The organism is Marinobacter nitratireducens (genome assembly GCF_000708045.1).
In the GTDB taxonomy this organism is placed as follows: Bacteria; Pseudomonadota; Gammaproteobacteria; order Pseudomonadales; family Oleiphilaceae; genus Marinobacter; species Marinobacter nitratireducens.
Window position 1 is genome coordinate 176,109 of the sequence record NZ_ANIE01000006.1, and the last position, 11,877, is coordinate 187,985.

General features: G+C 58.3%; 8 protein-coding genes. 4 read left to right on the forward strand and 4 right to left on the reverse strand.

Annotation, left to right across the window (positions count from 1 at the left end):
• Nucleotides 1–31: 31 nt before the first annotated feature.
• Complete coding sequence (locus D777_RS10430) at nucleotides 32–523, forward strand: CBS domain-containing protein (RefSeq protein WP_036131764.1); 492 nt, start codon at nucleotides 32–34, stop codon at nucleotides 521–523.
• A gap of 24 nt (nucleotides 524–547) precedes the next feature.
• Nucleotides 548–1,933: a PhoH family protein gene (locus D777_RS10435; RefSeq protein WP_036131765.1), complete on the forward strand. Its 1,386-nt coding sequence runs from the start codon at nucleotides 548–550 to the stop codon at nucleotides 1,931–1,933.
• A 17-nt stretch (nucleotides 1,934–1,950) separates the two neighbouring features.
• Here the strand turns inward: D777_RS10435 and D777_RS10440 are convergent, their stop codons facing one another.
• Nucleotides 1,951–2,964, reverse strand: coding sequence for an AraC family transcriptional regulator (locus D777_RS10440; RefSeq protein WP_036131766.1), 1,014 nt, complete (start codon nucleotides 2,962–2,964; stop codon nucleotides 1,951–1,953).
• A gap of 93 nt (nucleotides 2,965–3,057) precedes the next feature.
• Between D777_RS10440 and D777_RS10445 the strand changes: the two genes are divergently transcribed.
• Together D777_RS10445 and D777_RS10450 are read left to right on the forward strand one after the other, a co-directional pair.
• Complete coding sequence (locus D777_RS10445; RefSeq protein ID WP_036131768.1) at nucleotides 3,058–4,671, forward strand: FAD-dependent oxidoreductase; 1,614 nt, start codon at nucleotides 3,058–3,060, stop codon at nucleotides 4,669–4,671.
• Between the two features lie 47 nt (nucleotides 4,672–4,718).
• On the forward strand, nucleotides 4,719–6,377 hold the full coding sequence (locus tag D777_RS10450; RefSeq protein WP_036131770.1) for an acetolactate synthase large subunit: 1,659 nt from the start codon (nucleotides 4,719–4,721) through the stop codon (nucleotides 6,375–6,377).
• A gap of 21 nt (nucleotides 6,378–6,398) precedes the next feature.
• On the opposite strand, the gene D777_RS10455 is transcribed toward D777_RS10450, so the two are convergent.
• The 3 genes from D777_RS10455 to D777_RS10465 all read right to left on the reverse strand — a co-directional run bounded on the left by D777_RS10455 (nucleotide 6,399) and on the right by D777_RS10465 (nucleotide 11,820).
• Nucleotides 6,399–7,751 (reverse strand): sigma-54-dependent transcriptional regulator, encoded by a 1,353-nt coding sequence (locus D777_RS10455; RefSeq protein ID WP_036131772.1) that lies wholly within the window; start codon nucleotides 7,749–7,751, stop codon nucleotides 6,399–6,401.
• A complete protein-coding gene (locus tag D777_RS10460; protein WP_036131774.1) occupies nucleotides 7,748–9,562 on the reverse strand; it encodes a sensor histidine kinase in 1,815 nt (604 codons plus the stop codon). The genes D777_RS10455 and D777_RS10460 overlap by 4 nt, the downstream gene beginning before the upstream one ends.
• 101 nt (nucleotides 9,563–9,663) lie before the next feature.
• Nucleotides 9,664–11,820, reverse strand: coding sequence for a TRAP transporter permease (locus D777_RS10465; protein ID WP_036131776.1), 2,157 nt, complete (start codon nucleotides 11,818–11,820; stop codon nucleotides 9,664–9,666).
• Between the last annotated feature and the right edge of the window lie 57 nt (nucleotides 11,821–11,877).

Genomic DNA, 11,877 nt, shown 5'->3' on the forward strand with positions numbered 1-11,877 from the left:
AAAAGGACTTATCAAAGGCAGGCTCCGCTCGATGACCGTTCTCGCTTACGAGATCATGACCCCCAGCATTAAGGCAGTACCCCAATCCTGGACCATGGATCGCCTGGCGCGCTTCCTGACCGACAACGAAATCACCGGCAGCCCGGTGACGGATGACAACGGCGACATCGTTGGCATCGCCACCCTCAAGGACATCACCGAGTTTCGCTGGAACGCCAACCGTTCGGCCTTTGATGCGGAATTGACCCCCGAAGAAGAAGCCGACGCCAGGCGTCTCCGCATGGTGATCTTCGAGGAAATGGGCAAGGTCCCTGTAGAGGTCCGGGATATCATGACGCCCATCGTTCTCTCAGTCGATGAACAGACGCCGGTAAAAGAGATTGCCGACATTATGATGCGCGAACATCTGCACCGGATATTCGTAAAACGGGACGCCAAAATTACCGGTATCATAACGACTTACGATATGTTGAAATTGATCTCAGACCAGCAGCTGGCCAACCGCTGCGCCGGCAACGACTGAGCCACCAGAGAGGTAGCGCGCCCTATGCCCAGAGCACCGCAAGCTCGCAAGAAGATGTACGTCCTCGACACCAACGTCCTCATTCACGATCCGAACGCCCTCCTGAACTTTGAAGAACACGATGTCATCATTCCGATGACCGTCCTGGAAGAACTCGACAACCTGAAATCCGGTAAGCAGGCGGTTGCGGCCGACTGCCGGCAGGCTATTCGCAATATCGACAAGCTTCTGGGAGACGCGTCACCAAAGGAGATCGAAAAGGGTGTGCCGATCGTCAGAGCCCAAAAAGCGGAACCTCTGGGCAAGCTGCTCATTCTGATGAGCGCGCAGCATGTGGAATCCCACTCCCTGCCCGAACACCTGAACGACAACAAAATCATCAATACCCTGGCCGCGCTTCAGGAGAAGCACAAGTCGCGGGACATCATCCTGGTCAGTAAAGACATCAACATGCGCCTCAAGGCCCGAGGTTTCGGGGTGGAAGCTCAGGACTACCATAACGACCAGCTGCTGGACGATATCGACCTGCTGCCCACCGGCTACAAGGAATTCCCGAATTCCTTCTGGGACACCATCGAGAAGGTGGAAACCGTTCAGCGGGAAGGTGTAACAGAACACATCCTCAAACGTGAGGGTGAGCTGGCCAAACTCAATATCAACGAGTTCGTCATTGATGAGCAGGGTTTTGTTGGCAAGGTATCGGACATCAGCGACACCCAGATCGTCATCCGGGATCTGCATCAGCATGATCTGATGAATGAAGAAGTCTGGGGCCTCGTGCCCCGGGATATCTATCAGGCCATGGCCCTGAACCTGCTGCTGGATCCGGACATTCATCTGGTCAACCTGACCGGTTCCGCTGGCTCGGGCAAGACCATCCTGGCCCTGGCCGCCTGCATCGAGATGACCGTGGCCAGCAAGCTCTACAAGCGCATTATCGCCACCCGCTCCACTCAGGGGCTGGATGAAGATATTGGTTTCCTGCCCGGAACCGAGGCGGAAAAAATGGAGCCCTGGCTCGGCGCTATCGTGGACAACCTCGAAGCGCTGCACGAGGACGACGAAAACATGACCGCCAGCGTCGACTACATCCTGAGCAAGGTGCCACTGCACTTCAAGTCGATGAACTACATACGCGGCCGCAGCTTCCAGCACAGCCTGATCATCATCGACGAATCCCAGAACCTGACGCCGCACCAGATCAAAACCATCATTACCCGTGCCGGCAACGGATCAAAGGTTATCTGCCTGGGTAACCTGGCGCAGATCGACACACCTTACCTGAGCTCCCTGAGCTCCGGGCTGACCTACATGACAGAACGCTTCAAGAAGTTCCGCCACGGTGGTCACATTCACCTCCAGGGTGTTCCGCGCTCTGTTCTGGCCCAATACGCAGAAGCCAACCTGTAATCCCTCCCGGGGGCCGCTCAGGAGCGGCCCGCCCGTTCCCTCCGCCAACGGGCGGGGGGCTGTCCCGTCCAACGCTGGAATGCACGATAGAAAGTACTGGCCTCAGCAAACCCCAACGATTGGGCGATCTCCGCCAGCGGTTGTCTCGCCTGGCTAACCGCCTCAAGCGCCAGCTCCCGCCGGACATCATCCACAAGACCGTTGAACGTCACACCCTGCTCCCGAAGCCGGCGCGCCAGTGTACGCTCACTGAGGCCAAGCACCTTCGCCGCATCCGCCCGCCTCGGCACCTGCTGTCCGATACGGGCCACCAGCCACTGCCTGAGATCCGGTGCGGAGATACTGGATTGCTCAAGCTCCGCCAATCGCCCTGCGCTGTACCGTTTGTGCATCTCGGCCAGTCCTGGATCAACCTGGGGTAATGGCCGGTCCAATATGTCGTTTTCAACCAGCAAACCACTGAAGGCCTGCTCAAAGTCTACGGGGCTAGCAAACACATCACGATAACCCGCCAGAGGACCGAGACGAGCATGACTGAACTGTACCCGCATTGGGCAAACCCGCTCGCCCAGTACCCAGCTTGAGAAGCTTACCACCGCCGCCAGCACCGCCTCTATCTGCTGCGGGCTGAAGGCCAGCCGGCCCTGACGCGGATGGTAGACGATCCAGGCCCCACGGCTGCCTGTCAGTATCTGAAAACGCCCACCATCAGATATCAGGCGCTGGTATTTTTGCACCAGCCCAATCGCCTCCCGCAGGGTTGCCGCCGATTGCATGGCAAAGCCGACCACATCAATGTTTGCCGGCCTGACTCCCGATCCAACCTTGAGCCCGAAACCGGGGTCACCTGTACACTTTTCGGCGGCATGCCAAAGCCGGGTAATGAAGTCTATGGGCCAGCGGTCGCGAGCCAGAGCCTCAAGGGAAATACCCGCCTCACTGAACAGGCGCTCTTGGTCTATTCCCAACTGTCGGGCGGCATCAATGACCGTATTTACCCAGCCCATGGATACGGTGGCCTCTAACGTCAATCTAGCTGTCCTTTAAGGTCAATTCAGATTTGATCATAGCGTTATATCGTCTACTCAAACAAACAGAACACACCATGGACTCAGGGGCTTCCAATGGCAGAATCCTACTCCTCAGACATACTCGTGGTCGGTGGCGGACTCGCGGGCATAGTGACAGCTCTGGAAGCCCTTCGGGCCGGCAAGTCGGTCACCATTGTGGACAGCGACACCCCCGATCGTTTCGGTGGGCTGGCACGGTGGGCATTTGGTGGCATGGCGCTGGTGGATACGCCACTGCAGCAGCGCATGAATATCCCGGACTCCCCCGAATTGGCGCTGCAGGACTGGATACGGTTCGGAGAACTGCAACCCGGCGACACATTGCCTTTGAAATGGGCTCGCTACTACGTCGAGAACTGCCGCATTGATGTGTATGACTGGCTACGAAATGAAGGCATCAAGTTCATGCCGGCGGTGAACTGGGTCGAGCGCGGCCGGTTTGGCGATGGCAACAGCGTCCCCCGCTACCACATTGTCTGGGGTACATCCCGGGAGCTTGTCCGACGCCTGACGTCCGCACTGCACGAGGCAGACAGCAACGGGCGCCTGACCATGCTTCACCAACACCGGGTTACCGAGCTTGAGCAGACCTCTGGCAGCCTTTCCGGGGCAATGGCCATCGACGAAACCACCGGCGCAACCGTGCGACTACAGGCACCGGTGGTCGTTCTCGCCATGGGAGGAATCAACGGCGATCACCGGGAGTGCCGGCAAAACTGGCCATCAGAACGCCCCCGGCCCGAGACCATGCTCAACGGCGCCCATCCGTTTGCCGATGGAAAACTCCATCACTGGGCAGAAGACCACCTCGACGCCAATATTACCCATGCCGGCGAGATGTGGAACTACGCCGCCGGTTTCCCTCATCCCTACCCACATTTTGAGGGGCACGGCCTGTCCAGTATTCCCTGCAAGTCAGCCCTTTGGCTGAACCATCGTGGCGAGCGCATCGGGCCCGAGCCGCTGGTAACCGGATTTGATACTCACTGGCTTTGCCAACAGGTCGCAAGGCAAGAAAAGCCCTGGACCTGGCACCTGCTGAATCGACGGATCGCACTCAAGGAATTCGCCATTTCGGGTGCCGAGCACAACGCCCGTATTCGCGACAAACAGTTCCCACTCTTTCTGAAGGAGCTCCTGCTGGGCAACAAACCTCTGGTAAAGCAGATGGAGCACGAGAGCGCTCACTTCCTTGTGGACGATACCCTGGAAGGACTGGCGGCGAAAATGAATGCACTGACCTGCTCCATGGACATCGACCCGACCAGGCTCCAGGCCACTGCAGACGCCTTTGACGCCAATTTCAGCAAAGGCCAGCAACTGAACAATGACCCACAGATCCGGATGATCCGCCACGCCCGGCAGTGGGGCCCTGACCGATTGCGAACCTGTAAACCGGCGCCCCTGCAAAAGCCGGGAGCGGGTCCCTTTATCGCCATTCACATGCAGCTGACCACCCGAAAGAGCCTCGGCGGCCTGCAGACTGACCTGCAGAGCCGGGTACTGGACAGCCACGGCCGGCCCGTTCCCGGGCTTTACTGTGTTGGCGAAGCCGCCGGCTTTGGCGGCGGTGGCAGCAATGGCAAACGCTCCCTGGAAGGTACCTTTCTCCCCGGTTGCATCCTGACCGCCCGGGCCGCCGCCCGGAATATCCTTTCGGGAGACTGAAGAATGATCCGATTTCAACACCACACTCAAACGGCTGGAGAACAACAATGACAAACGGCGCACAAGCCCTCATGAAAACACTGGTGGATTCTGGCGTGGAGGTCTGTTTTACCAACCCCGGCACCAGCGAGATGCATTTTGTCGCGGCCCTGGACAGTGAACCGAATATGCGCGCGGTGCTGGCCCTGTTCGAGGGCGTCGCCACCGGCGCCGCCGATGGCTATGCCCGTATGGCGGGCAAACCCGCCGCGACGCTGCTGCACCTGGGCTGTGGCCTGGGTAACGGTCTGGCCAACCTGCACAATGCCCGCAAGGGGAAAGTGCCAGTCGTCAACATTGTTGGCGACCACGCCACCTATCACGTGCCATACGATGCCCAACTACAGTCAGACATCGAAACCGTCGCCCGCAACGTGTCGCCCGGCTTTGTTCGCACGTCTGCCAGCACCGGCGAACTCTGCCAGGACGCCGCCGATGCCGTGACCGCAGCGCGTGGCCTGCCTGGACAGGTGGCCACGCTGATACTGCCGGCGGATGTATCCTGGAGCGAAGGCGGTACGCCCTGTAAGGCGCCGGAGTCGAAGCCCGCACCGACCGCCGATGACGCCACGATTAAAAACGCTGCCGAGGCCATTCGCAGCGGCGGTAAAACCGCCCTCCTGCTGGGAGGACAGGCCCTGCGTAAACCTACCCTGATGGCTGCCGCGAGAATTGCCGCCCACAACGGCACAACTCTGTTTGCAGAAACGTTCCCAACGCGCATTGAACGCGGGGCCGGGTTGCCACCTGTCGAGCGCATCGCCTACCTCGCCGAACTGGCGACTTTACAATTGTCGGAATTCGACCACCTGATTCTGGTCGATGCCAAGGCGCCGGTTTCATTCTTCGCCTACCCCGGCAAGGAAAGCTACCTGGTACCGGACACCTGCAAGGTCCACACCCTGGCCTCGCCAGACCAGGACAGTACAGCCAGCCTGAGCCGACTGGCCGAAATGCTGGGTGCGGAAAATGCCACCCCCGCCGTCCAGCCAGCCGCTCGCCCGGGGCCACCGCGTGGAAAGCTCACCGCCGAAAAAGTCTGCAAGGCGGTGGGACACCTGATGCCTGAGGACGCCATTATCGTCGACGAAGCAATCACATCCGGCCTGATGCTCAACGCTCTCACCGCCGGCGCCCCGAAACATGATCTGCTGACCCTGACCGGCGGCGCGATCGGTCAGGGTCTGCCCAATGCCGTCGGCGCCGCGGTTGCCTGCCCCGATCGGCCGGTGATTGCCCTGATCGGTGACGGCACGGCCATGTATACAAACCAGGCGCTCTGGACCATGGCCCGGGAAAACCTCAACGTCACGAGTATTATTTTCAATAATGCCTCCTACTCTATCCTCAACGTCGAGCTGGAGCGGGTAGGTGCTGAGGAAGCGGGCGACAAAGCCAAATCACAACTGGATATCAGTGGACCTGTCATTGATTTCTCCCGCCTTGCCCAGGGCATGGGTGTCCACGCCATTCGGGTCAGCACAGGAGAGGAGATGGCCAAAGCACTGGATTACGCCCTGACGAACCCAGGCCCTCATCTGATTGAAGCGGTGGTACCTGAGTCCCTGAACGGTGTGAAGCGCAAGATTCTGCCCTGGCTGCTACGGACCCTTCCGAGCCTGCCTCGGCCTTTGAGCAAAACGCTCAAGAAGAAGATTGCGCCCTGAATTGAGCGGGCCGGCCAGCGCTCAGTCCTTGAACTGAGCTTTGTCCAGCCCGTGCTTTTTCATTTTGTCATAGAGGGTCTTACGGGCAATGCCCAACTGAACCATGGTGTCCTTGATACTACCTTGGCAGGCATTCAGGGCACTGATGATGGCGGAGCGTTCAAAGCCGTCCATCATTTCTGTCAGCGTTCTTCGAGCGGATACATTGTCCGCCTCTTCGGCGCCGGTCTCATCGAGAGCCGCCGGCCCCAGCAACACGTATCGCTCGGCAAGATTCCTTAACTCCCGGACGTTACCCGGCCAGGAATGTTGCATCAGCCTGGCCGCCTGCCCGGCATCAAGCGGGATACTTTCCCGATCGTATCGAGCCGCGGCAATGAGCACAAAGTGGTGGAACAGCACCGGAATATCCTCCTTTCGCTCTCTTAGGGGAGGAATATTCACGTTCACCACATTCAGGCGGTAATAAAGATCAGACCGGAACTCCCCGCTGTCGCTGAGCTCCTTCAGATCGGCCTTGGTCGCCGCGATAATCCGGACATCGACGTCCTGCACCTGATTGCTCCCGAGGCGTTCGACCTTTTGTTCCTCCAGCACCCGAAGCAGTTTGACCTGCAGAGGCATGGGCATGCTTTCCACCTCATCCAGAAACAGAGTCCCCTGGTGCGCATGCTCGATCTTGCCAATCCGGCGCTTTTCGGCCCCCGTGAAGGCACCTGCCTCATGACCAAAGAGCTCACTTTCAATCAGATTCTCTGGCACGGCGCCGCAGTTGATAGCCACAAAGTTATGGGCACTGCGCCGACTGTTCTCGTGTATGTATCGCGCCAGAGCATCTTTACCGGAACCGGTTTCACCATAAAGCAGAATGTTGGCAGAAATATCGAGAATGGGATCAATGGTAGCCATCACTTTCTGCATGGTCACCGATTCCCCGAGAATCCGGGGGCCAGGTCTGGCGAGCTGCCGCAGTTGCGCTTTCAGGCGACGGTTCTCCAAGGCCAGCTGACGCTTCTCCAGTGCGTGTCGTAACAGCTCGATCAGCTCGTCGTGGTCAAACGGTTTCTCGATAAAATCATAGGCACCCTTCTGCATGGCAGACACTGCTGTGCTGATGTCACCCTGCCCAGTGAGAATGATCACCGGAATTGCTTCGTCCAGTGCCTGAACTTGTTCCAGGAGTTCCAGCCCATCCATGCCCGGCATGTTGTAGTCACAGAGAACAACACCATCAAAGTCCTGACTGATCGTTCGAAGGGCATCTTCGGCCGCTTCAAAGCAGATAACGGGTAACTCTTCCAGCGCCAGGGTCTGGGCAATGGCTTTGCGGATATGAGGATCATCGTCCACGAAAAGTACCGCTGGCTCTGTCATTCGGAGATCTCCCGCTTCTTCAGGATCAATTCAAATTCGGCGCCCGGGCCATCTTTCCTATTATGGCCTGTAAGCCGCCCCCCCAGGGCATCCACAATCTGTCGCGATATCGACAAGCCCAGACCAAGCCCCTGTTTGACGGACTTGGTGGTAAAGAACGGTTCGAAAATCTGCTCGGTATCCGCCGGCAGGCCTGAGCCATTGTCCTGAACCCGGCAATGCCAGGCGTCACCCCGGTCGTCCAGTGTGATCCTCACTTCCGGGTTTTCACTTCCCTCAACCGCCTGCAACGCATTGGCCAGGAGATTCACCACCACCTGCTCAATACGGATCAGGTCACCATGGCACATGGCGGCGTGCTCTGGCCTGAGCCATTCAATGGATACATCCTCACTGTGCTCCTGAGCAGCAATGATCTTCAGCGCCGCATCCACGGGCTGACGCAAATCCACTTCGGACGGAGGCGCCTCTGATTTTCTCGCAAAGACTTTAAACTGCCGGGTCAGTTCTGCCATCTTATTGCACAGGGAAATGATTTCCGTCAGGTTCTCATCCACCATCTCGGAGGCGCCCTTTTCCAGAAAACGCCGGCTGTTCCGTGCGTAGGTCTGGATTGCCGTCAGAGGCTGATTCATCTCATGGTTCAAGCCGGCAGACATCTGCCCGAGGACTGCCAGCTTGGCTGCCTGAATCAGTTCCTGCTGCGTTTCCCGCAACTCATTCTGGGCACGCTCACGTTCTTTTATTTCCTCAACCAGCTGCGCATTCGTGCGCTCCAGATCCACGGTACGCTCGGCAACACGACGCTCAAGCTGTTCTCCCCGCAACGCCAGCTCCGCCTCCCGACGGTAGCGCTCGCGCAGATAAAGCCAGGCGAGGAAGCCACCCAAAAATACCGTCAGGCCACCGATGACAAACGCCAGACGAGTCCATACCACCGTGCGCGTGCTCACCATGACCTGCAAGGTCCAGTCCAGCTTCGGCAAAGGCGTCCGGACACTGAGATAGTCCTCCGAGCCGTCATCATCCAGGATCCGTACAGTTCGGGATTGAGCAGTTAACCCCCACGGCTGACCAATCTCTGTGATATTCATCGGCTTGAGCTCCCGGTCCGGATAGCGCTGGCGCGACGCCTCGGAAACCGCCACATCCCGCTGTGAGACAAAGTCCCGGTAGAGCCAACCGGGTTTACTGGCCAGGAAGCTGATACCAGCCTGATCAAGAACCACCATTTCAGCCTCTCGGAGGGATGCAGGCCGGTGCCACTGGGATTCCAGCTCATGAACCAGGACTTTCACGGCGATTACCCCGAGGATTGTGCCATCGTTACCGCGCACAGGGTGCGAAAAATACAGCCCCCGAACACCCGACATCATCCCCAGCGCAAAGTAGATCGCAGAGCCACCGGATTCCATCGCGTCCGAAAAATACGGTCTGAAGGCATAGCGGCTGCCGACAAAGCTGTCAGGCTGCTGGTAGTTGTTCGCGGCGATCGTCAGACCATTCACGTCCATCAGATAGACGTCGGAACTTCCGACAATCGTCGCCATACGCTGCATTTCTTCATTGGCCTGAAGGATGAGGTCTGGCTTGTCAGGCGCACTCAGGGCCTGGGCGAGCAGAGGATGCTCAGCCATTAATTCAGGAATGGGCAGGTAGCGGTTGAGTTCATTGGCCACAAGCTGGCGATAGCGGAAGGACTCCTCAAGACTCTCCTGCTCAACTTGCCGGTAACCGACCCAGCCCCCCAGTATCCAGGACAGCACCAGGGTAACCAACAATAATGCTAACGAGCCAATCCGGTGAGACATAGAACCCGGTTCCTGCATAAAGCATGTTAGCGTAGCGCCGGGTGCCGGGGAGAACAACCGCCATCAGGCGGATACCTCCCCGGCTCCGGTCATTGGAGGGATCAGGCTGTCGAGAGGCCCGGCGCCTTCTGGCGCTGCATGAAGAAGGCCAGTACCGCCAGGGCCACCCCGGTCAGGTCTGTCCAGCCTCCACCTTCAATCATCAGAAGGGCCGACACAATCAGCAGGATCCGGGTCATCCATGGCGCCGCAGACCGCGCAAACCAGCCCAGCACACCAGCCGACAGCAGATATACCCCAAAGGTTGCTGTCACCAGAGAGACTGCGATCTCGAACCATTCGCCCTCCATCAACAACGCGCTGTTGTAGAAGAACATGAACGGCACGATGAAGGCCGCGATTCCGATGCGGAACGATGCGACAGACGTCTCCATCGCATTAGCACCGGAAATACCCGCCGCCGCATAGGAGGCCAGAGCCACGGGCGGGGTGATCGCGGAGACCACGGCGAAGTAGAACACGAAGAAGTGTGCCGTCAACGGCTCAATGCCCAACTGGACGAGGCCGGGTGCCACCACCGACGCCGCAACCGCATAGGCGGCCGTGGTCGGCATTCCCATCCCAAGAAGAATGGAAATAAACATCGCGAACACCAACGCCAGCAGGTGACTGTGTGCGGCGACATCCAGCAGCAGGACAGAGAAACGGGCACCGACGCCTGTCAGCGAAATAACACCAACGATAACGCCGGCAGCGGCACACACAACGATAATCTGGATAGACATCAGCGCCGCAATTTCAAGGGCATGCAGAATCTGGCGGATGCCCATTTTGTTGGGGGAAATCCAGCTGACGACTGCGGCAGAAATCGTTGCCAATGTACCAGCCCGGATCACGGAATAGCCCTGGAACAACGCTACGATAAGGATAAGTATCGGCACAAAAAGGTATGCCTGCTTGGCCAGTTTCTTCAGGCTTGGCAGTTCATCCGAACGCATGCCACGCATACCCAGCTTCTTGGCCTCAAAGTCCACCATGAAGAACACGGACGCAAAGTAGAGAATCGCCGGGATAATGGCGGCAATCGCGATATCGGTGTAAGGAATACCCGTGATTTCGGCCATGATAAATGCACCGGCGCCCATAATCGGGGGCATAATCTGACCACCGGTAGACGCAGCCGCTTCCACGGCACCCGCGGATTGCTTGCTGTAACCAACTCGCTTCATCAAAGGAATTGTCAGAGAACCTGTCGACACCACGTTACCGGCACTGGTGCCGTTGATCATGCCCATGAGGCCGGACGCAAAAATCGACACCTTCGCAGGACCACCCCGGGAGCGGCCCGCAGCAGCAAACGCAAAGTTTACGAAATAATCGCCCACTTTCGACGCCTGCAGGAAAGCCGCAAAGATGATGAACAGGATAATGTAGGTCGACGAAACCGCGGTCGTCGGCCCAAGAATGCCGGCATCAGTGTATACCTGGCTGAAGAAGCGCTGGACGGACAGCCCCGGGTAACCGAGAAACCCCGGCAGATAAGGGCCAGCAAAAACGTAGACCAGAAATACCAGCCCGATCACGACCAGCGCCATGCCCGCGACACGACGCGTCATTTCCATAATAAGCGCAGTACCAGCGACGGCCGCAAAGGAGATTCCGATCGGCGCGAAGGAGGTGCCGGTCGACATGCGCATGGCGGTGTTGTAGACCACAAGGAAATACGCAGCGACAGCCACAGAGCAGATAACGAGGACCAGATCAGGCACGCTGAACGCCGAGCGCTCGCGCTGGTGGAACCAGGTCATAACGATACTGATACCCGTTGCGGCCAGCAGCGGCCAGCCGAAGTGCCAGGTTTCCAGGTCTGCGGGTACCCGCATGGTGCCACCCTGGAGCAACTGGTAAAAAGCAAACGTCTGGTACAGCGCATACAGAGCCGGCAGCATGGCGGCAGCACTGATCCAGGTCGTCCAGCGGTGACGCGCCGGACCTTCTTCACTGGAAACAAAACGGGCTCCGGCAAAGAGGATAAAGCCCAGTATCAGGGCACCTGCAATGTGGACAATTCGGAAAGACCAGGTTTCCAGAGGCGCGATATTCAGGGTGTACAGGTGGAACGCTGAATAGCCAATGGCCAGCAGCGTGACAAATTTGAGCAACCCGCCTTCGAACAGCCGGCGGTTACCCTCAACCGGCTCCTCGTCCACATTGTGGGCGAGCATGTGATCATCATCAGGATGTTGTTGTGTTGTCATGATAGAACCTGCTTGCAAAGCATCCGTTCAGTGGGCGAACCGGACGCACAGTTGAAC

Bases quoted from the DNA above. Each gene is read 5' to 3' on its own strand.
- D777_RS10435 (WP_036131765.1), top strand. From the start codon at position 548: ATGCCCAGAGCACCGCAAGCTCGCAAGAAGATGTACGTCCTCGACACC.
- D777_RS10455 (WP_036131772.1), bottom strand. From the start codon at position 7,751: ATGACAGAGCCAGCGGTACTTTTCGTGGACGATGATCCTCATATCCGC.
- D777_RS10445 (WP_036131768.1), top strand. From the start codon at position 3,058: ATGGCAGAATCCTACTCCTCAGACATACTCGTGGTCGGTGGCGGACTC.
- D777_RS10430 (WP_036131764.1), top strand. From the start codon at position 32: ATGACCGTTCTCGCTTACGAGATCATGACCCCCAGCATTAAGGCAGTA.
- D777_RS10460 (WP_036131774.1), bottom strand. From the start codon at position 9,562: ATGTCTCACCGGATTGGCTCGTTAGCATTATTGTTGGTTACCCTGGTG.
- D777_RS10450 (WP_036131770.1), top strand. From the start codon at position 4,719: ATGACAAACGGCGCACAAGCCCTCATGAAAACACTGGTGGATTCTGGC.
- D777_RS10465 (WP_036131776.1), bottom strand. From the start codon at position 11,820: ATGACAACACAACAACATCCTGATGATGATCACATGCTCGCCCACAAT.